19 protein-coding genes are annotated in these 20,675 nt (G+C 68.4%); 6 read left to right on the top strand and 13 right to left on the bottom strand.

Going from position 1 to position 20,675, the window contains the following annotated elements:
* From AWC16_RS06130 to mutA, 7 genes are all read right to left on the bottom strand, one after another.
* Positions 1-713: beta-ketoacyl [acyl carrier protein] synthase domain-containing protein (locus AWC16_RS06130; protein ID WP_133055917.1), on the bottom strand; the 713-nt coding region annotated here is incomplete at its 3' end.
* Positions 714-762: 49 nt separating this feature from the next.
* On the bottom strand, positions 763-2,520 hold the full coding sequence (locus AWC16_RS06125; protein ID WP_085263864.1) for an AMP-binding protein: 1,758 nt from the start codon (positions 2,518-2,520) through the stop codon (positions 763-765).
* A 562-nt stretch (positions 2,521-3,082) separates the two neighbouring features.
* Positions 3,083-3,799 (bottom strand): thioesterase II family protein, encoded by a 717-nt coding sequence (locus tag AWC16_RS06120; RefSeq protein WP_085263863.1) that lies wholly within the window; start codon positions 3,797-3,799, stop codon positions 3,083-3,085.
* A gap of 141 nt (positions 3,800-3,940) precedes the next feature.
* Positions 3,941-5,206 carry an esterase/beta-lactamase LipL gene (lipL, locus tag AWC16_RS06115; protein WP_085263862.1) on the bottom strand — a complete coding sequence of 422 codons (1,266 nt, stop codon included), beginning with the start codon at positions 5,204-5,206 and terminating at the stop codon, positions 3,941-3,943.
* A 67-nt stretch (positions 5,207-5,273) separates the two neighbouring features.
* Positions 5,274-6,272, bottom strand: coding sequence for a methylmalonyl Co-A mutase-associated GTPase MeaB (meaB, locus tag AWC16_RS06110; protein ID WP_085263861.1), 999 nt, complete (start codon positions 6,270-6,272; stop codon positions 5,274-5,276).
* Positions 6,273-8,561 carry a methylmalonyl-CoA mutase gene (gene scpA / locus AWC16_RS06105; protein WP_085263860.1) on the bottom strand — a complete coding sequence of 763 codons (2,289 nt, stop codon included), beginning with the start codon at positions 8,559-8,561 and terminating at the stop codon, positions 6,273-6,275.
* Between the two features lie 5 nt (positions 8,562-8,566).
* Entirely contained in the window at positions 8,567-10,492 is a 1,926-nt protein-coding gene (gene mutA, locus AWC16_RS06100; protein WP_085263859.1) for a methylmalonyl-CoA mutase small subunit, read from the bottom strand.
* Between the two features lie 166 nt (positions 10,493-10,658).
* Between mutA and AWC16_RS06095 the strand changes: the two genes are divergently transcribed.
* The 5 genes from AWC16_RS06095 to AWC16_RS06075 all read left to right on the top strand — a co-directional run bounded on the left by AWC16_RS06095 (position 10,659) and on the right by AWC16_RS06075 (position 15,136).
* A complete protein-coding gene (locus AWC16_RS06095; protein ID WP_109561299.1) occupies positions 10,659-11,423 on the top strand; it encodes a TVP38/TMEM64 family protein in 765 nt (254 codons plus the stop codon).
* Between the two features lie 81 nt (positions 11,424-11,504).
* On the top strand, positions 11,505-11,792 hold the full coding sequence (locus tag AWC16_RS06090) for a FeoA family protein (protein WP_109561298.1): 288 nt from the start codon (positions 11,505-11,507) through the stop codon (positions 11,790-11,792).
* Positions 11,789-13,702 carry a ferrous iron transporter B gene (gene feoB / locus AWC16_RS06085; protein WP_085263857.1) on the top strand — a complete coding sequence of 638 codons (1,914 nt, stop codon included), beginning with the start codon at positions 11,789-11,791 and terminating at the stop codon, positions 13,700-13,702. Before AWC16_RS06090 ends, feoB begins: the two co-directional genes overlap by 4 nt.
* Positions 13,699-14,265, top strand: coding sequence for a NifU family protein (locus AWC16_RS06080; protein WP_085263856.1), 567 nt, complete (start codon positions 13,699-13,701; stop codon positions 14,263-14,265). The genes feoB and AWC16_RS06080 overlap by 4 nt, the downstream gene beginning before the upstream one ends.
* Before the next feature lie 193 nt (positions 14,266-14,458).
* Complete coding sequence (locus AWC16_RS06075; protein ID WP_085263855.1) at positions 14,459-15,136, top strand: aquaporin; 678 nt, start codon at positions 14,459-14,461, stop codon at positions 15,134-15,136.
* 14 nt (positions 15,137-15,150) lie between these two features.
* Here AWC16_RS06075 and AWC16_RS06070 read toward each other — a convergent pair whose 3' ends face one another.
* From AWC16_RS06070 to AWC16_RS06060, 3 genes are read right to left on the bottom strand one after another with little or no spacing between them, the layout of a single operon-like run.
* Complete coding sequence (locus AWC16_RS06070; protein ID WP_085263854.1) at positions 15,151-15,534, bottom strand: DoxX family protein; 384 nt, start codon at positions 15,532-15,534, stop codon at positions 15,151-15,153.
* The gene (locus AWC16_RS06065) at positions 15,531-16,682 is read right to left on the bottom strand and encodes an SPFH domain-containing protein (RefSeq protein ID WP_085263853.1); all 1,152 of its coding nucleotides are present in this window, start codon (positions 16,680-16,682) and stop codon (positions 15,531-15,533) included. Before AWC16_RS06065 ends, AWC16_RS06070 begins: the two co-directional genes overlap by 4 nt.
* 23 nt (positions 16,683-16,705) lie before the next feature.
* The gene (locus AWC16_RS06060; protein ID WP_085263852.1) at positions 16,706-17,140 is read right to left on the bottom strand and encodes an NfeD family protein; all 435 of its coding nucleotides are present in this window, start codon (positions 17,138-17,140) and stop codon (positions 16,706-16,708) included.
* 78 nt (positions 17,141-17,218) lie between these two features.
* Between AWC16_RS06060 and AWC16_RS06055 the strand changes: the two genes are divergently transcribed.
* Positions 17,219-18,052, top strand: coding sequence for a hypothetical protein (locus AWC16_RS06055; protein WP_085263851.1), 834 nt, complete (start codon positions 17,219-17,221; stop codon positions 18,050-18,052).
* Here AWC16_RS06055 and AWC16_RS06050 read toward each other — a convergent pair.
* From AWC16_RS06050 to fabG1, 3 genes are read right to left on the bottom strand one after another with little or no spacing between them, the layout of a single operon-like run.
* A complete protein-coding gene (locus AWC16_RS06050) occupies positions 18,049-19,077 on the bottom strand; it encodes a ferrochelatase (protein ID WP_085263850.1) in 1,029 nt (342 codons plus the stop codon). The two genes, AWC16_RS06055 and AWC16_RS06050, sit on opposite strands and share 4 nt — an antisense overlap.
* Positions 19,078-19,887, bottom strand: coding sequence for an NADH-dependent enoyl-ACP reductase InhA (gene inhA, locus AWC16_RS06045; protein ID WP_085263849.1), 810 nt, complete (start codon positions 19,885-19,887; stop codon positions 19,078-19,080).
* Between the two features lie 14 nt (positions 19,888-19,901).
* Positions 19,902-20,645 (bottom strand): 3-oxoacyl-ACP reductase FabG1, encoded by a 744-nt coding sequence (fabG1, locus tag AWC16_RS06040; RefSeq protein WP_409370659.1) that lies wholly within the window; start codon positions 20,643-20,645, stop codon positions 19,902-19,904.
* Positions 20,646-20,675 lie beyond the last annotated feature (30 nt).

Below are 20,675 nucleotides of genomic sequence, written 5' to 3'. Positions count from 1 at the left end.
GCAGCCAACGCCTGATCCGACTCCCGACGCCGCAAACTCGCACACGCCAAATGAATCGTCACCAACGACGACGAACACGCCGTATCCACCATCATCGCCGGCCCATGCACACCCAAGAAATACGACAACCGCCCCGCCGCGAAATTGGCGGCGTTGCCGAACGGAACGTAGGGGTCGATTTCTTCTTCGCGGATTTTGCCGACGATGTTGAGTGTGTAGTCGTTGGTGGTCATACCCACGAAGACGCCGGTCTGGGTGCCCCGGATCGCCTCCTTGGTGATGCCGGCATGCTCCAACGCCTCCCAGGCCACCTCCATCAACAACCGCTGCTGAGGATCCATCGCATCAGCCTCACGCGGAGAAATCCCAAAAAACTCCGCATCAAACTCCGCAGGCTGCCACGACGACAAAAACCCACCCTCACGAGAACAAATCGTCCCCGGCACCGAATGATCCGACGAGAAAAACGCATCCGCATCCCAACGATCCGCCGGAACCCGAACAATCCCCGAACCCTCATCACACAACAACTGCCAAAAAGCAGCCGGCCCATCCACCCCACCAGGCAGACGACAACCCAAACCCACCACCGCGATCGGCTCAGTATCCCCGGCCTCAGCCACCGCCAACCGCGCCGTCAAATCATCAATCTTGCGCAGCGCCTCAGCAACAATCGCGCGACGATCCGGCCCCCCGGCCGACGCAGCACCCATCTCGCTCAACTCAACCTCCCCGAAAGCCGCGCGAGCAGCTCGTCATCAGTCATACAGACCGAACGGAAGCATCCAGTCGGTCGAATCCATCCCGCTGGTAGATCTCCACGCAGCTGGAGCGGCGGATCTTGCCGCTGGTCGTGATCGGGATCGCACCCTGGGGCACCAGGACCAGATCACCGATCGCCAGGCCGTGCGCCTTGGACAGCGCGGCCGTGACCTTCCGCTTCACCTCGGTCAGCCTGTCCAGGACCTCCTCATCGGACCCCCCCTTGTTCTTGAACTCCGCGATCGTAACAAGCTGCTCGGACCGGCTGTTCGGGATCGACACCGCCGCGACACGCCCACCGGTGATCTCCTGAATGGTGGCCTCGATGTCGTCCGGGTAGTGGTTACGGCCGTCGACGATCAGCAGGTCCTTGATCCGGCCGACGATGTAGAGCTCGCCATCGGAGATGACGCCGAGGTCGCCGGTCTTGAGCCAGGGGCCCTGCGGCGTGCCGGGCGACGGGTCGACCAGCTTGCCGGCGAAGGTGGCCTCGGTGGCCTGCTGGTTGTGCCAGTAGCCGGCGGCGACGTTGGGCCCATACGCCCAGATCTCGCCGACCTTGCCCTCCGGGTTCTCGGTCTGGGTGTCGGGGTCCACGATGCGCACGGTGCAGGCCCGTGGAACACCGCAGGTGACCAGCTCGACTCCGCCCTCGGGACCGCTCGGCTCAGCCGTGCCGTCTGACAGCTTGGCGTAGTCGAAACGCGCGGTCACCGGTGCGTTGCCGGGAGTGTTCGACGTGAGGTACACGGTGGCCTCGGCCAGCCCGTAGCCGGGGCGCAGGGCGGACGGCTGCAGGTTGAACTTGGCGAACCGGTCGACGACCCGCCGCAGCGTGGCCGCGTGCACCCGCTCGGCGCCGAACGCGAAGGTGTGGACGCGCCCCAGGTCGAGTCCGGCCATGTCCTCGTCGGAAGTGCGCCGCACGGCCAACTCGTAGGCGAAGTTGGGGCCACCGGTGTAGGCGTTGGGGTAGCTGGCCACCAGCTGCATCCAGCGGGCCGGCTTGGCCAGGAACGCCATCGGGCTGAAGACCACTCCCTGGTGGCCACCGACCAGCGGGAAGATGATGCCGCACATCAGACCCAGGTCGTGGTAGAAGGGCAGCCACGCCACCAGGGTGGTGTCCGGCGGCACCTTCTTCCCGCGGTTCTCGAAGGTGTCCTCGATCATCTGCTGCATGTTCACGATCGCGTTGTGGTGCCCGACCATGACGCCCGCCGGGGTCCGGGTGGAACCGGAGGTGTACTGCAGGAAGGCCGTCTTGGTGTGCGCCGTGGCGGTGGGCGCCACCACCGGCTCTGAGTCGAGGTCCAGGGCGTCCACCTCGATCACCACCGGGGGCTTGCCGCCGAGGTCGTTGATCGAGCTGGCGATGTCGCCGACCGACGCCGACGTCGTCAGGATCGCCGCCGGGGAACAGTCCCGCAAGGCCGCCGACACCCGCTCGTCGTGCACCCCGAACATCGGCACCGGCAGCGGTACGGCGATCATGCCCGCCTCCAGGGCGCCGTAGAACCCGACGATGTACTCGAGGCTCTGCGGCGCCAGGATGGCCACGCGGTCACCCGGCGATGCGCAGGTCGCCAGCTCGGCCGCCACCACCTGCGCCCGGTTGCGCAACTGCGACCAGGTCAGGGTCTCGCGGTAGCCGGCCGGGTCGACGTCGAAGTCGATGAAGGTGTAGGCAGGCGCATCCGGCTTTTCCCGAGCCCGGTCCGCCAACAGGGTCGGGATGTGCGTGTGAGTTGCCGACATTGCGATGTCTTCTCCTTGTGCTGTCAGGTCCGCGGACCTCACCTGCTGAGTACTTCGGCCCCGTCGAGCGTCGTTGCGTGTGCGGTCCGAAATGACGGTTTCGCTGCGCGATGCCCCTGCACAGCGGATGTATGCAATTGGATTAGCGACATTTGGGATGCTTTCCCTGCTGGATCAGACCTGGTGGCGCTGCCACCGGCTGCTCAGCTGAGTGTTTCTGCCTCGCAGTGGGCCGGGCGCTCGCCGTGCCGGTTGAGGACGGGGGCGGGGACGTCCGGACGCCGAGATCGCCCGGCCGACACGGCCGGTGCGGATGATTCGACCAACGACACGGGTACCCCTTCTGGAATGTTTGGCACGTTCGCAAAAACTCCTTGGACCCCGACATCCCAGGTGTTTCCCTCCCGCGGAGGCTACCACGGACACCCTGCTGGCAGGCAATTTATGGCCGACGTACAGCGGTTATGCAGCGGTTTCGGCATGCTGCTGCGGTAGCCAATCGCGCACCAGAGGCCACACGAGTACCAGCAGGTAATTCACCGGTCGATGAGCCGGCGCCGAGTCAACTTCGACAGTAAGTCGCGATCTTCTCTTCGATATCGCCGACCAGTTCCGGCAGGTGTTCGTTGAGGTAGAAGTGGTGACCGGGTGCGGTGAAGACTCTCGTACCGAACTCGGCGGTGGTGCGCTGCGCCCATCCGGCGACCTTTTCATCGGTGGCGACGTCGTCTTCATCACCATGGAATACGAATATCGGGCAGGACACCCGCACTTCCGGTGGGCAGTCGTAATTCGCAATGGCCTTCAACCCGCGAAGTGTCGGCAGAATCTTCGCCGCGAACTCCTCATTCTCCAGGAATTCGGGATTGACGCCGGTCATCGTGCTCACGGCGTCCAGCAGCCCGCGATCGGACTCCGGGATGTTGTCATACCCCGCTCGTCCCGGCGCGCCGGCCGCGGACACGAACAGCGCCGCGATCCGATGGCCGTCCGCCTCGAATCGGCGAGCCACCTCGAAGGCCAGCAGTGCGCCCATGCTGTGACCGAAGAAGGCCACCCGGCCGTCGGACTCGGTCGGCGGCGCCACGGTCTTGCAGACCTGATCGGCGAGGTCTTCGATGCTGGTGAAGGCGCCGAGGTCGTGGCTGCCACCCTTGCCCGGGTACTGCACTCCGATGCGTTTGACGTCGGTGGTGAACGTCTTGGAGAACGGAATGTAGTACTGCGGCGATCCGCCGGCGTGCGGGAAGATGTAGAGCTTCGGCGTACGGTCAGTCACTCGGGCAACCCTAGCGGTGGTCGCCAGCGCGACGAAGTCGGGCGCCGCGGGCCGCCGCCATCAGCACAGCGGTGGTCGCCAGCGCGACGAAGTCGGGCGCCGCGGGCCGCCGCCATCAGCACAGCGGTGCCGGGTGCGGGGCTATCCGGTGGCGGCGTCCCGCTCGGCGAACGGCTCCCCCAGCAGCGGGACCGGAGCGAACCCGTGCCGGCGTCCCCGGGCCACGCCCCGGCGGATCAGTGCGGCCGTTCCGACGAAACCCGCGTGGTCCAGCGCGACGAACGGGGTCAACAGCCGGTTGTGCACGAATCCGAACGCCAGCCCGGACGTCGGGTCGGCCCAGCCCAGGGAACCGCCCAGCCCGACGTGACCGAAGCCGGGCAGCACCGGACCGAACGGGACGGCGTGATACCCCAGGTGGAACGCGAGCGGAACCCCGATGGTGCGGTCCAGTTGAATGGCGTGCCGACCGGTCAGCCCGTCCACCACCCGTCGGGACAGGAACTGGGTGCCGTCGATCTGCCCGCCGTTGGCCAGTGCGCCGTAGAGGCGGGCCAGGCCGCGCGCGGTGGTCACCCCGTTGATGGCGGCGGCCTCGGTGTCCAGGAAGGGAATCTCGCCGCGCACCGTGCCCATCACACCGGGGAAATAGAACGCGCCGAATCCGCCGTAGGGCAGCATCGCGGCGGCCCGCGGCGCCACCAGGTCGACCACCGGGTTCCGCCGGCTGCGTTGCGGCATGATGATCTCCGCGGCGACGGTCGGCGCGTCGGCCGGTGGGCGGCCCAGGTGCAGGCCGTCGGTGTCCAGCGGACCGGCCAGCTCCGTGCGGAACAGCTCACGCATCCCGGTGCCCGTCACGGCCCGGGCCAGCCCGGACAACAGCCAGCCGTAGGTCAGCGCGTGATAGGCGGGCTTGCCCCGCTCGGGACCCGGCGCTGCGGCGGCCATCCGGGCTTCCATCGTCACGTGGTCCAGCAGATCCGACCGGCTGGCACCGTTGAGGTGGGTCAGCCCCGCCCGGTGCCCCAGCAGCTGGCGGACGGTGATCGCGGCCTTGCCGTTCGCGGCGAACTCCGGCCAGTACTGCGCCACCGGCACGTCGTAGTCGATGAGGCCACGGTCGACCAACCGGTGGATCACCGTGGACGCCGCGCCCTTGGTCGCCGAGAACACCATGGCGCCGGTGTCGGCCGACCAGGGCACCCGGCCGGCCCGGTCCGACCATCCGGTCCACACGTCCACGACGGGCTCACCGTCCAGGTACACCGCCAACGCCCCGCCGCCGAAGCGGCGGCCGGGGAACATCGCGGCGAAGGCCCGCACCGCGCAGGCGAAGTTCGGGTCGGCCGCGCCGTGCACACCCGCTGGAAGCCCGGTTTGGCGGACGTCGAGATGCTGCGTCATGACTGGCAATGTACCGCGCCAACCGACGGCCCTACCGTAAATACTTCAGGAGCTCATGCCGAGCCGGCTAGCTCCAGATGGCCGCGAGGATTCGCTGGGCGGCCAGCGCCGGGGTGAGCTCGCCACTGAGCACCTGTTGTTCCACCTCGGTGCGCACTTCGCGCACCGCCGGGTCCGCCAGCGCGCGCTCCAGCACCGCGTCCTTCACCAGCTGCCGGGTCCAGTCGACCTGCTGAGCACGACGGCGGGCGTCGAACTCGCCGGCATCGATGAGCGTCTGCCGGTGCCGCTCCACGGTGTCCCAGAATTCCGCCAGGCCGGTGCCCTCGATGGCGCTCATGGTCAAAACCGGTGGCCGCCATAAGGTTTCACGCGGATAGATGAGCCGGATGGCGGCCGACAGTTCCCGCGCGGCGATCCGCGCCTCGGCCAGGTGCTCGCCGTCGGCCTTGTTGACCACCACCACGTCGGCCAGCTCCAGCACACCCTTCTTGATGCCCTGCAACTGGTCGCCGGTGCGGGCCAGCGTCAAGAAGACAAAGGTGTCGACCATGTTGGCCACCGTCACCTCGGATTGGCCGACGCCGACGGTTTCGATCAGGATCACATCGAAGCCCGCGGCCTCCAGCAGCACCACGGTCTCCCGGGTGGCCTTGGCCACCCCGCCCAGGGTGCCCGAGGTCGGGGACGGGCGGATGTAGGCGCACGCGTGTGCGGCCAGCTGCTGCATCCGGGTCTTGTCCCCCAGGATCGAGCCGCCGGTGCGGGTCGACGACGGGTCGACGGCGAGTACCGCGACCCGGTGGCCTTGCTTGATGAGGTGCATCCCGAGCGCCTCGATGGTCGTCGACTTGCCCACGCCGGGAACCCCGGTGATACCCACCCGCCGCGCACCGCCGGCGTCCGGCAGCAGCGCCAGCAGCAATTTCTGGGCCTGCTGGCGGTGGTCGGCGCGGGTGGATTCGACCAGCGTGATGGCCCGCGACAGTACGGAGCGGTCACCGGAGCGCACCGCCGCCGCCAATTGTGCGACGGCGTCGTCAGCGTCGTCAGCGTTGTCGGTCATCTATTTCGGGTCTGCGGCGGACCCGTCGGGGTCACCGAGCTCGTAACCTCGCCGGGACGCGAGCGTCTTCAGCAGGTCCACCGCGGCATCCGCGATCACCGTGCCCGGCGGGAAGATCGCGGTGGCCCCGGCGGCGTAGAGCTCGTCGAAGTCTCCGGGTGGGATCACGCCCCCGACCACGATCATGATGTCGGGCCGTCCGGCCTCGGCCAGCGCGTCACGCAGTGCCGGCACCAGGGTCAGGTGCCCGGCCGCCAGCGACGACACCCCGACCACGTGCACGTCGTTGTCGGCGGCCTGGCGGGCGACCTCGTCGGGGGTGGAGAACAGCGCGCCGACGTCCACGTCGAATCCGATGTCGGCGAATGCGGTGGCGATCACCTTCTGGCCGCGGTCGTGCCCGTCCTGACCCATCTTGGCGATCAGGATGCGGGGCCGACGGCCGTCGGCTTCGGCGAACTTCTCCACCAGGGCGGTTGCACTAGAGATATTGCTGCCCTTCCCGACTTCGTCACGGTAGACCCCAGAGATGGTACGGATCTCGGCCTGATGGCGGCCGTACACCTTCTCCAGGGCGTCGGAGATCTCCCCCAGGGTGGCCTTGGCCCGGGCGGCGTCGATTGCCAGCGCCAACAGGTTGTTGCCCAGCCCGTCCTCCCCCGCCGCACCCGTGGCGGCGGCGGCACGGGTCAGCTCGGCGAGCGCGGCCTGGCAGGCCGTCTCATCGCGTTCGGCGCGCAGCTGCTCCAGTTTGGCCAGCTGCTCGGCGCGCACCCGGCTGTTCTCGACCTTGAGCACCTCGATCTCTTGGTCCTCGGCGACCTGGTACTTGTTGACTCCGATCAGCGGCTGGCGACCGGAGTCGATGCGGGCCTGGGTGCGAGCAGCGGCCTCCTCGATGCGCAGCTTGGGGATGCCGTCGCTGATGGCCTGGGCCATTCCGCCGTGCTGCTGCACCTCTTCGATGTGGGCTCGGGCCCGCTGCGCCAGCTGGTGGGTCAGCCATTCCACGTAGTAGGAGCCGCCCCACGGGTCGATCGGCCGGGTGGTGCCGGACTCCTGCTGCAACAGCAGCTGAGTGTTGCGGGCGATGCGGGCGGAGAAGTCGGTGGGCAGCGCCAGTGCCTCGTCGAGGGCGTTGGTGTGCAGCGACTGGGTGTGGCCCTGGGTGGCGGCCATCGCCTCGATGCAGGTCCGCGCCACGTTGTTGAAGACGTCCTGGGCGGTCAGCGACCATCCTGAGGTCTGCGAATGTGTGCGCAGCGACAGTGATTTCGAACTCTTCGGGTTGAACTGGGCGACCAGCTCGCTCCACAGCAGCCGGCCCGCACGCAGCTTGGCGACCTCCATGAAGAAGTTCATCCCGATGCCCCAGAAGAACGACAGCCGGGGCGCGAACTTGTCGATGTCCAGGCCGGCGTCCAGGCCGGCCTTGATGTAGTCCACCCCGTCGGCCAGGGTGTAGGCCAGCTCCAGATCGGCTGTGGCACCGGCCTCTTGGATGTGGTAGCCGGAGATCGAGATCGAGTTGAACTTCGGCATCTTGGCGCTGGTGTAGGCGAAGATGTCGGAGATGATCCGCATCGACGGCTTCGGCGGGTAGATGTAGGTGTTGCGCACCATGAACTCTTTGAGGATGTCGTTCTGGATGGTGCCGGCCAGTTTCTCCGGCGGCACCCCCTGCTCCTCGGCGGCCACCACGTACAGCGCCAGGATCGGCAGCACCGCACCGTTCATGGTCATCGACACGCTGACCGCGCTGAGGTCGATCCCGTCGAACAGCTGCCGCATGTCCAGGATGGAATCGATTGCCACCCCGGCCATTCCGACGTCGCCCTGCACCCGGGGGTGATCGGAGTCGTAGCCGCGGTGGGTGGCCAGGTCGAAGGCCACCGACAGGCCCTTCTGGCCGGCCGCGAGGTTGCGGCGGTAGAACGCGTTGGAGTCCGCGGCGGTGGAGAACCCGGCGTACTGCCGGATCGTCCACGGCTGGTTGACATACATCGTCGGGTACGGCCCGCGCACGAACGGAGCTTCGCCGGGGAAGCTGTCCAGCGGGTAGCCGTCGGCGACCGCGGCGGACCGGTCCGCCGCGGTGTAGACCGGCTTGACCGCGATGCCTTCCGGGGTGTGCCACTCCAGCTGCTCGGGTGTGTAGCCGTGCGCGGCCGCGGCGGCCGCGACGTGCTCGGCGACAGCCCTATCGGTGACCGGTTCGGCGCTGCGGTCGCTGTGCAGCGCGACGTCGGCGAAGCTGCCGAGGGTGCCGTGTGAGGTACTGGTGGTCATGGCGCTCAGGCCCCCAATCGGGTGAGTAAGTCCGACAACGCCTGTACCGCATCGATTTTCATGGTCAGGTAGTCGTCCGGCTTCGGGTCGGTGTCGGAGTCTCCCGCCAGGGCCTTCTCCGGTCCCGCCAGGTAGACCCGTCCGATTCCGGCGGCGCGAGCCGCCCCGATGACCGCGGCGGCTTCGGCGCCGTAGCGTGCGTCGCTGCCGCACAGCACCGCCACGGCTGGTGAGCCGGCTTGCTGGACGGCCGCGGCCACCGCGTCGGCGTCCACCGCGCCGGGGTTGATCACCTCGATACCGCCCGAGGCCAGCAGGTTGGCGGCGAAGGTGGTCCGGATGTTGTGTTCGGCCATGGGACCGACCGGCAGCAGCAGCACCCGCGGCCGGGCGCCGGTGCGGGCCAGATGGGCGTCGGAACGGTCACGCAGGGCCTCGAACTGAGCCGCGTAGCGACGCAACCCGGCCTGCTCGGCTGAGTCATGCGGCTGGGCTGACGGCGACGATACGGCCAACGGCGGTTCGTCCAGGTTGGGGTATTCGTTGACGCCGGTGATCGCGGTACGCCGATGTGCGATGTCCTCGGCCCGGGCGGCGGCAACCTCGGCGATCCGCTCGCCGATGCGGCCGCGGGCGGCCTCGAAGCCCCCGAGTGCTTCGAGCTCCTGGAACTGGCGCCAGGCCTGCTCGGCCAACCGCTCGGTGAGGTCTTCGACGAACCAGGATCCGCCGGCCGGGTCGAGCACCCGGCCCAGGTGCGACTCCTCCAGCAGCAGCAGTTGGGTGTTGCGCGCGATCCGCCGGGCGAAGGTCGCCGAGGTGCCCGGCTGCCCCCCTGGGATCACGGTGTCGAAGGGCCACACCAGCACGGTGTCCGCCCCACCGACGCCGGCCCCGAAGGCGGCCAGGGTGGTGCGCAGCATGTTCACCCACGGGTCGCGCTGGGTCATCATGGCCAATGACGTCTCCGCGTGGACCACGGCGGCGCCGGACTCCGGCGCCCCGGCCACCTCGGTGACCCGCGCCCACAACTGCCGTGCCGCGCGAACCTTGGCGATGGTGATGAACTGGTCGTCGTCCGCGGCGAGACGGAAACTGATCTGGCGTGCCGCGTCGGCGACCGAGAGCCCGGCCTCGGTGAGCAACCGCAGGTAGGCCACCGCCGCGGCCAGCCCGGCCGCCAGCTCCCCCGTCGCCCCGGCGCCCAGGTTGTGCAACGCCGGACCGTTGACGGCGATGGCCCGCACTCCCTGCCGGCCGGCGGCGCGCGACGCCACCGCGATCACCTCGTCGATCGACGGTGCCGCGCGCCGCGCCAGCGGGGCGGTCAGCGGGTCGGCCCCCAGATCCACCGACAGGTTCGCGCGGCTGTCCGGGTCGAGCCCGTCGACCAGCGCCAGCATCGCGTCGGCGGCGGTGGTGTAGTCGCCGGCTTCGGCACCGTCGAGCAGCACCGGAACCAGTCCCAGGTAGACGTCGTCGAAGACTCGTGGAAGCTCGGCTGCCGGCACCCCGGCGTCACCGATCCGCAGGGTCAGCGCGCTGACGCCGTCGGTCAGGGCATTGAGGACCGCAGCGTTGGTGTCGGCGGCCGATCCGGGCCCACCGACGGGAAAGACTTCGGCGACCTTCCAGCCGCTGTTGACGTCACGCAGGGCGTCGGCGCCGCGCACATAGGGCCACTGACCCGGCAACGGCTGCTCAGGCAGGGCGTCGAGCGCGGTGTAGAGCGCATGGATGGCGAATCCGCCCTGCCCGGCCTCACCCTCGACCGGCGTGTCCAGCAACCGTTCCGGCTCTCCACCGGTCTCGCGTTCGATGTCGGCCTGCTCGCGCCGCGAGCTCTTGGCCAGCACCCCGGCCACCGCGGCACGCCAGCGGGCACGGGCCTGCTCCATGCCGGCGGGTTCGGCGGACACGTCGATAGACACCGGCGACTCCCTGTTGTTACTCGCGAGTAGCTGATGGATCGCTACCCCACACGTGTCAACCAGGCTAAATGATGCCGATCGGCCGGCTCGGGCGAGGTGTGCCGAGCGGAGAAACACCCCCGGCGTGACGCGAAGTGTTAACCCTCGGCCCGTAGTCTTGAGCTCCGTGACGCGCGCCGCGACCCGAATCCCACCCGTGCTGCGCGGCGCTTGGTCGGCGTTCATCGTCACCGCGCGCCAGGTGGCACTTCGGCGGTTGGCGTGGACCACGGTGGTGATCCTGAGCCTGGTCGCGGTGGCACTGCTGGTCCCCGTGCCCACCGCTGTGCAGCTGCGGGACTGGGCGCAGACCCTGGGCCCGTGGTTTCCACTGGCCTTTCTGGCCGCGCACACGGTGGTCACCGTGTTCCCGTTCCCCCGGACGGCGTTCACGCTCTCCGCCGGGCTGCTGTTCGGCCCGTGGCTGGGCGTCGTGCTGGCGGTGGTGGCCAGCGCGCTCAGCGCGGTCGGGGCGCTGGTCCTGATGCGGGTGTTCGGTTGGCAGCTGCGCCGGGTGGTGCGCCATCCGCGGCTCGACTCACTCGACGCGCGCCTGCGTGAGCGCGGATGGCCGGCGGTGGTGTCGCTGCGGCTGATTCCGGCTATCCCGTTCTCGGTGATCAACTACGCCGCCGGCGCCTCGGCGGTGCGGCTGGTGCCGTACACGGTGGCCACCCTGGTGGGGCTGCTGCCGGGCACCGCCGCGGTGGTGGTGCTCGGCGACGCCCTGACCGGCGAAGTGAGCCCGCTGCTGTTCGCCGTGTCGGCCTGCACGGCGGCAGTCGGGGTGGCACTGCTGGTCTACGAGGTGCACGCGCACCGTCGGCAGCGGCCCACGGCCGGTCCGGAAACCTGCGAGCCCGACCCTGCCGAACCCGTGACCATCGGCTGACGACGCAGATCAGGCGGGTGACGCCGCGGGCGAATCAGGCGTACCTTGCAGCAATAAGCCGATCTAACGTTAGGGCGTCTGATGCGCAGGTGGCGGCGGCGATCGTCGCATCGATCCGGACCGGCGACGGTGCTCGCCGACTTGGCTCCGGGGCAGGCTGCGACCATCACCGGTGCCGCACCGCACGCCCCGGACGCGGTGGCGAGCCGGCTGCGGCAGCTCGGATTTCGCCCGGCCGCCCGCGTCGAGGTGATCCGCCGGGCGCCCCTGAGAGATCCCACCATCTACCGCGTGCAGGACACCGAATTGTGTCTGCGCCGCCGGGAAGCCCGACTCATCGAGATCGACACCGCGGATGGTGACCGATGACGGACTGCCACGACGGCTCCGTAGCCGCCGTCGATGTGACACGGGCGCGACGGATCGCGCTGGTCGGAAGCCCGAACGCCGGCAAGACCAGTGTGTTCAACCACCTGACCGGGCTGCGGGCCAAAACCGGCAACTATCCGGGCGTCACGGTGGGGCGCAGCGTCGGCGTCCTGACCGTCGGTGACGTCGAACTCGCGATCGAAGACCTGCCCGGCACCTACAGCCTGGATCCGATCAGTCCGGACGAACAGGTTGTCGCCGACGTGCTGGCCGGCCGTGTCGACGGCATCGGCGCACCCGACGCGATCGTGCTGGTCGCCGACGCCACCACCCTGCGCCGCTCCATCGCGCTGGTGGGGCAGGTGCTGCGCCTGGAGCTGCCCGCTGCGCTGGTGCTCACCATGACCGATGAATTGAGTTCCCGCGGCGGCCGGATCGACGTCGATGCCCTCGCCACCGCGCTGGGCATGCCGGTCGTCGCTGTTGTCGCCAACCGCGGTACCGGCATCGAGGGTCTGCGCACGCTGCTGAGGTCCAGCCACACCTGGTCCCGGCCGGCGGTGCTGCCGCCGTCGGAGGCCGACGCGGTGGACGCCTGGGGGACGTCGGTGCTCACCGCCGCGGACTACGTTGCCCCGCACCGGGATCTGCGGACCAGCCGGATCGACGGCTGGGTGCTGCACCCGCTGTGGGGCATCGCGATCTTCTTCGCCGTGATGTTCGCGTTCTTCCAGATCATCTTCACCGTCGCCGCCCCGCTGCAGGATCGGATCGCCGCGGGACTCGACTGGCTGGGATCGCAGGTGAACAACCACCTCGGCGGCACGGTGCTCGGTGGTGTCCTCGGTGAGGGCGTCATCGGCGGCGTGGGGACCGTGTTGCAGTTCATTCCGCAGATTGTGTTGCTGTTCTTGCTGATTGCGCTGCTGGAGAATGTCGGCTACATGTCGCGGGCGGCGTTCCTGATGGATCGCATCATGGCCAGGACCGGACTGGAGGGCCGCGCGTTCGTGGCGATGCTCTCTTCGTTCGCCTGCGCGATTCCGGGGATCATGGCGACCCGGACGTTGCCGTCATCGCGGGATCGACTCGCCACCATCATCAGTGCGCCGTTGATGACCTGCTCGGCCCGACTGCCGGTCTACACCCTGCTCGTCGGCCTGCTGGTGACGCCGCAGCGGAATTGGTGGGGCTTCAGCGCGCAGGGCGTCACCATGTTCCTGCTGTATCTCGGTGGTGGCACCTCGGCTCTGCTGGCCGCGTGGGTGTTCAAGTCGACGATTCTGCGCAGCGACCTGCTGCCGTTCACCATGGAATTGCCACCGTATCGATTTCCTTCCCCCACGGCGGTTCTCATCGCGATGTGGAACGCGGCGAAGATCTTCTTGCGCAAGGCCGGAACCGTCATCCTGGCCACCTCGCTGGTGCTCTGGGTGTTGATGAATCTGCCGGCCCGCAGCACCGAGACCGCGCAGCTCTCGCAGTCCGACGCGGCCTCCTACGTGCTCGACCACAGTTACGCGGCCGGCGTCGGCAAGGCGATCGAGCCGGTGTTCGCGCCCCTGGGTTTCGACTGGCGTACGAATATCGCGTTGGTCGGGTCGCTGTCGGCGCGGGAGGTGTTCGTGTCCACCCTCGGGCAGGTCTCGGCCGCGACCAATCCGTCGGCCCCGCGCCAGGCCCTGGCGGCCATAACCGACGACCACGGCAATCGGGTGTTCACCGCACCGACGGTCATCGCGCTGTTGGTGTATTTCATGTTCGCGCTGCAGTGCATGTCCACCGTCGCGGTGATGCGCCGGGAGACCAACTCATGGCGATGGCCGGCGTTCGCGTTCGGCTACATGTTCGTGCTGGCCTGGGTGATGGCCTTCGCCGCCAGGTCGATCGCGTCGGGTCTGGGCGCATGATCCCGATGCATGCGGTGGCGACCGGCAACCCGCAACGGGTGCGCTGGGTGGTCGTGCACGATCGCATGCCCGGCAGCGGGCGGGTACGACACGCGCCGGGCCGGCTGGGGGAATTGCAGGACGACGGCACGATCGAGGCGTTGATCGTCGACGGTGCGGACATTGCGATCACGCTGAGCCCACAGCAGAGCTGGCGGGCTCGCGGTGCGGAGATCCGGGTGGCGCTCGACACGGCGCTCCGGGATCCGGCGGAATGGCGGATCGACCTGTCCGAACGCACCAGCGAATTGGCACGGGCGGCCGAGGAGCTGCTCGGCGGGCCGATCGGTGAACTCGCCGCGTCACACGGCGGGGCGATCGAGCTGGTCGGTGTGACCGGTGAGCAGGTGCGGGTGCGGATGTCCGGTGCCTGCCACGGCTGCCCCGCGTCGGAATCGACCCTGGGCGACCGGCTGCAACGCGAGCTGCGCCGGCGGTTCGGGGATGCCGTCACGGTGTCGGCGGAGCGTCCTTCGGCCGCGAGGTCGGTGGGCAGAAGGCTGTTGACGTTGTTCGTCCGCTGAGCGCAGCACGGCGCGGAGCAAAGCGCCTGGGGCAAATAGACACGAAGCCCTCACCAATACGGCAACAATTCGGTGTACAACCGTCCACAAATGGAGAGTAAAAGGCCCGCTCGCCGTTAAAGTCTTCCTTAGTGCCATGTGCTGGCACAGCACAAAGTCGACAAGTGCTCGACGGATTGAAGGGACCGGATCAATGGCTGATCGGAACGCCGCGGTGCGCAAGTATTTGACCGAAATGATCGGCACGTTTGTTTTCATGTTCGCCGTGCTGGGCATCGTCCTGGGCGGCTCGGACAGCGTCGGCGCCACCGCGCTGGGCGTCGGCTCGGTGTTGATGGTGATGGTGTATGCCAGCGGGCATATCTCGGGCGGCCACCTCAACCCGGCGGTTTCGATCGCCGCACATTTGCGGGGTGCCTTGCCATTGGGTGATCTCGGGCCCTACATCGTCGCCCAATTGGTCGGTGCACTCGCCGCCTTCGGCGTGGGATTCGGGCTGTGGCATGAGAAGTACTCCGCCGACGCGCTTGATCTGACGGGCACGGTCTGGCCGGCATTCTTGGCCGAATTGGTATTCACATTCACGCTGTGCTACGTCGTCTTGCACACCGCAACCAGCAAAGACAGCGCCGGCAACAGCTTCTACGGTCTGGCGATCGGGTTCGTGGTGACCGTCGGTGTGGTGGCGGTCGGTGCCATCTCCGGCGGGGCGTTCAACCCGGCCATCACCTTCGGCCTGATGCTGTCGGGGACTTTCGCCTGGAAGTTCCTCTGGGTCTACCTGCTCGCCCAGGTGATCGGCGCGGTCGTGGCCGCCTACGCCTACAAGGCGACCAGCCTCGACGAACACACTGCGGCCCGTAAGAGCTAGCCGCCCCGCAGAGGTTATGACTCCAGGGCCCGTACGCCGTCCCCCGCGGTGTGCGGGCCCTGCACCGTCATCGCGGCGAACACCACCAGGAGCAGCGCCGCCGGAATGATGTTCGCCACCCGGTTGCGAACCCGCAGGTGGATGCCGAGCGCCCCGGCGAAATACAACGTCAGCAACCCGGTGGTGGCCCGGGCGACGCCCGGGAAGCGGAACACCGAAGCCAGACCCAGCGCGGTGGCGGCTTTGGCCACCGGTACCGCCCAGCGGAGCTCGGGCGGGATGCGCATGGCATCCATGTTCTTGGCGACATAGGGCACCGGCACCGCCGACGCCACCGCGTCACCGGCCAGAAACGCGGCCAGCGCCGCGTACGTGGGCCGTGCCGTCAGCGCATTCACGCCATCCCCGGGTCGAGCTGCTGCGGCGGCAGCAGCCCACCCTCGACCGGCTTGCGGGCGTCCGCCTCGGCTTTGGCCACCGCCTGGGCGATCGCAGGATCGGTCTTGGTGGTGAACCAGTCGGCGACCTCGTCGCTGTCGTCCTCGGGCCGGTTGGGCCAATCATCGACGGGCGACGGCTGGTACCGGAAGACGCCGTCCTCGCCGGGGGCTCCGAGCAGCTTGGTGAAGCCCTGCAGGGCGCTGCCGAAATCGCTGGGCACCACCCAGACCTTGTTGGCCTCGCCACGCGCCATCTCCGGCAGCACCTGCAGGTACTGGTAGGCCAGCAGCTCCGGGGTGGGCCGGCCGGCCTTGATCGCCGCGAACGTCTTCTCGATCGCCTTGGCCTGCCCTTGGGCCTTCAGATAGGACGCTGCCCGCTCACCCTGTGCCCGCAGCATCCGCGACTGCCGCTCGGCTTCGGCGGCCAGGATCGCGGCCTGCTTGGCGCCCTCGGCGGTCAGGATCTCGGCCTGCTTCTGCCCCTCGGCCTGCTTGATCGCGGCCTCGCGCTGACCTTCGGCGGTCAGGATCATCGCCCGCTTCTCCCGGTCGGCCTTCATCTGCTTCTCCATCGACGCCTGGATCGACGGGGGCGGATCGATGCTGCGCAGTTCCACCCGGGCCACCCGCAGGCCCCAGCGTCCGGTCGCCTCGTCGAGTACGCCGCGCAGCTGACTGTTGATCACCTCGCGGGAGGTCAGCGTCTGCTCCAGCGTCATCCCGCCGACCACGTTGCGCAGGGTGGTGGTGGTCAGTTGCTCCACGCCGACGATGTAGTTGCTGATCTCATACACCGCGGCCTTGGGGTTGGTGACCTGGAAGTAGACGACGGTGTCGATGTTGAGAGTCAGGTTGTCTTCGGTGATCACCGGCTGCGGAGGGAAGGACACCACCCGCTCACGCAGGTCGATGCGGGCGCGTACCCGGTCGATGAACGGCACCAGCAGGGTCAACTGGCCACTGACGGTGCGGCTGTAGCGGCCCAGCCGTTCGATGACCGCCGCCTCGGCCTGTGGAATCAGCGCGACCGACTTGGCGACCACGATCGCCGCGAACACCACCAGTACGGCCAGCAACACCAGCCCGGTTGTAACGCCTTCCATGAAAGATCCTTCCTCTACAGCCTCTACACGATCTTGCTGACCACCGCGGTAGCCCCGTCGATGTGCATCACCGTGACCTGCTCGCCCGGCTCGAAGACGTCACCGTCGGTGAGGGGGCGGGCCGTCCATACCTCCCCACCCAGCTTCACCCGGCCGCCGTCCTGTTCGACCCGGTCGAGCACCAGGGCGCTCTTGCCGTGCAAGGCGACCACGCCGGTCTCGCTGCCCGCGCCGGACCAGAGCCGGCGCCGCAGGGCGGGGCGCACCAAGACCAGCAGCAGCACCGACACCACCAGGAACACCGCGCCGTCCGTCCAGATCGGCCAGTCCGTCAACCAGCTCGCGGCGGCCGCCGACAGCGCCCCGCCAGACAGCATCAGCAGAAACATGTCGCCGGTGAGGGCTTCGGCCCCGGCAAGCCCGAGCGCGAAGACCAACCAGATCAGAGCAGTCGGCATGCCTCAGGATAGCCCGAGAATCGCCCGAACCTGTGTGGACCGGGAGGTAGCGCGCGGACCACTACACTGCCTTGCATCATGTGGTGCCCGAGTACGTCCCTGTCGGTGTGGGCGAACGCCTGGCTTGCCGGCCGGGCCGCGCCCGACGACGTGCTGGACGCATTATCGGCTTGGGCGCCAGTGCAATCGGTTGCCGCCTACGACGCGGTCAGCATCGGCGAGGCGGGGTTGGGGTGGGCCGGCGGACACCAGGGCGGAGCGGCATCACTGCTGCAACTGGTGCGCGGCGCGGGATCATCGGCGGGCGGGGACGGCATCCGACCGGTGTTTCCGGTCCCCGGCGATGTCCGCGGACTGCCGGCCGGGACCATCTTTCAGCAGGAGGCGATCCTCGCCGGTGAGGCCGTACTGATCGGGTCGTCTGACGCCGCACCCCCGATCGGGCTGGTGCCGGCGTACCCGGAAGACGCCGGTGATGACTACGCCGCCGAACTGTGCTGGACCGTGTTCCCGCTGACCGATATGCCGGCCACCGAACAACACGATCTCGGCGAGGCCGAATACGCGTTGCGGTCAGCGGTGCGAACAGCCGCCGAAGCGTTGGGCTCCACCGGTTCACGCTGGGCCGACTACGGCGTGGAAGATCCGCGACTGCGGGTGGAACAGATGATGGAAGCCGCGCTGTTGCACCGGATTCCGGACCATGCACCGACCCGTGCGGTGTGGGTTCTGCAAAGCGCCGCGCACGTCGAGGCGATCATCACGGTCAGCGCCGACCTGCTGACCGCGAGCGCCCAATCGTCGGCTGCGGTGCAGCGCGCCGTCGATGCGGTTGCGCCGCTGACGACGGTGGTGCGCTCGGCGCGCAGCGCCGCGGTGACCGAGATTCTGCACTCGGCCTGGCGGAGCTAACCGGCGGGTGCCACCACCGCGGTGCAGTGCGATGACCCGCATGGTTCGCCGTTGACCCCGAATCCGCAGCCCAGCGCGGTCGGTCCGGCGACGCGTTCGGGTGCGGTGCCGTCGCGCAGTTCCTCGATGAGGCTGCGAGCCAGGCGGGCCAGCCGTCGATCGGAGTTCGGGGTGGCCGCCCGCGTGTAGGCGATTCCGGCCGCCTGCGCCTGGGTACGTACTTCGTTGTCGAGGTCCCAGATCACCTCGATGTTGTCGCTGAGGAAACCGATCGGGCAGACGATCACCGCGGGCACGCGCGCGTCGGCCAGCGCCGCGAGATGCGTCTCGACATCGGGCTCCAGCCAAGGCACTTGCGGCGGACCGGAGCGTGACTGCCAGACCTGGTCGTAGTCGGGGTAGCCCGCCGCGGCCGCGACCAGCCCGGTCGCGTAGCCGACCTGGCTGCTGTAGAGCCGAGGACCGTAGCGTTCGTCGGCGGCCACCGGGATCGAGTGCGCGGTGAACACCAGCCGGGCACTCTCGCGCAGGCCGGCCGGCAGGGTGTCGGCCGCGGCGGCGATCGCCTCGGCGAACATCGCCACGAACAACGGGTGATCGAAATACTGGCGCAGTTTGACCAGCTCCGGGGCCCGCTCCCCTGCCACCCGGCGGGCCCGGGCGATGTCCTCGGCGTACTGCTCGCAACCGGAATACCCACCCCACGCCGAGGTGGGAAAGACCGCAGCGCGGCGAACGCCGTCGGCCGCCATCTGCGCGACGACGTCTTCGGCGTAGGGCTCCCAGTTGCGGTTGCCGAAATACACCGGCAAGTCCGGCATTTCGGCACGCATAGCCTCGGCCAGCGCCCGGTTGATCCCGTTGATGGGCGACACCCCACCGAAATGCAGGTAGTGCTCGGCGACGGCGTCGAGGCGGGCCGCCGGCACACCGCGCCCCCGGGTGACGTTCTCCAGGAACGGCCGCACCTGCTCGGGCCCCTCGGGTCCGCCGAACGACAGCAGCAGGACGGCGTCTAAAGCCATTTAGAGCAACTGGGTGTGAGCGCCACCGTCGGCGTAGACGACCGTTCCAGTGGTGGCCGGCAGCCAGTCGGAGAGCATGGCGCAGACGGTCTTGGCCACCGGCTCGGCGTCCTTCATGTCCCAGCCGATGGGGGCCCGCTGGTCCCAGCCCTCCTCCAGCAGCCGGATCTGCTCGCCGGCACCCTCACCGAGCGCACCGCCGACGATCGCGCTCATCGCCAGGGTTCGGATCGGTCCGGCCGCAACGAGATTCGAGCGCACACCGAACTGGCCGGCCTCGCGGGCGACGAACCGGTTCACCGACTCGAGTGCGCTCTTGGCCACCGTCATCCAGTTGTAGGCCGGCATCGCCCGGGTCGGATCGAAGTCCATGCCGACGATGGACCCGCCCGGGTTCATGATCGGCAGCACCGCCTTGGCCAGCGACGCATAGGAATACGCGGAGATGTGGATGCCCTTGGACACGTCCTCATACGGAGCGTCGAAGAACGGGTTGATGCCCATGCCGGTCTGCGGCATGAAGCCGATCGAGTGCACCACGCCGTCGATCTTGTTGCCCTCTCCGATCACCTCGGTGATGCGTGCGGCCAACGTGTCGAGGTGCTCCTGGTTCTGCACGTCGAGTTCCAGCAGCGGCGCGGGCTCGGGAAGCCGGTCGATGATGCGCTGGATCAGCCGCAGCCGGTCGAATCCGGTGCACACCAGCTGCGCTCCGGCCTCCTGGGCCACCTTGGCGATGTGGAACGCGATCGAGGAGTCGGTGATGATCCCGGTGACCAGGATCCGCTTGCCTTCGAGAATGCCTGCCATGTCAGTCCTTACCTTTAGTGGCCCATGCCCATGCCGCCGTCGACCGGAATGACGGCGCCGGCGATGTAACTGGCGTCCTCTGATGCCAGGAAGCTCACGGCGCCCGCGACCTCTTCGGCGGTGCCGACCCGCTTGGCCGGGATGAATTCCAGTGCGCCGGCCTGGATCCGCTCGTCGAGCGCGCGGGTCATCTCGGTGTCGATGTAGCCGGGGGCGACGACGTTCGCGGTGACGCCGGCCTTGGACAGTTCGCGGGAGATGGAGCGGGCCATGCCGATCAGGCCGGCCTTGGCGGCCGCATAGTTGGCCTGGTTGCCGATGCCCCACATGCCCGAGACCGACCCGATGAAAATGATCCGGCCGAATCGCTTGCGCTGCATGCTGCGTGACGCGCGCTGGGCCACCCGGAATGCCCCGGTCAGGTTCGCGTTGATGACTTCTTCGAACCGGTCTTCGGTCATCCGCATCAGGAACGCGTCCTTGGAGATACCGGCGTTGGACACCAGCACCTCTACCGGGCCCTGGTGCTCCTCAACCTCTTTGAAGGCGCGATCGACGGCGTCGTTGTCGGTGACGTCGCACACGACGCCGAACAGCCCCTCCGGTGCCCCGGAGCCGCGGTGCGTCACCGCCACCTTGTGGCCATCAGCGGCCAGCCGCTGTGCGATCGCCAACCCGATGCCCCGGTTTCCACCGGTGACCAGGACCGAACGGGATACGAACGCGGGCTTGCCTGCGGGGGCTTCGCTGTCTGTCACCGGCATAACCTATCGAATCGACACGTTGAC

The organism is Mycolicibacter longobardus, assembly GCF_002102265.1.
Taxonomy (GTDB): domain Bacteria; phylum Actinomycetota; class Actinomycetes; order Mycobacteriales; family Mycobacteriaceae; genus Mycobacterium; species Mycobacterium longobardum.
The sequence above is the reverse complement of the archived record's forward strand: the minus strand, read 5'-3'. Positions and strand labels throughout refer to the sequence as shown.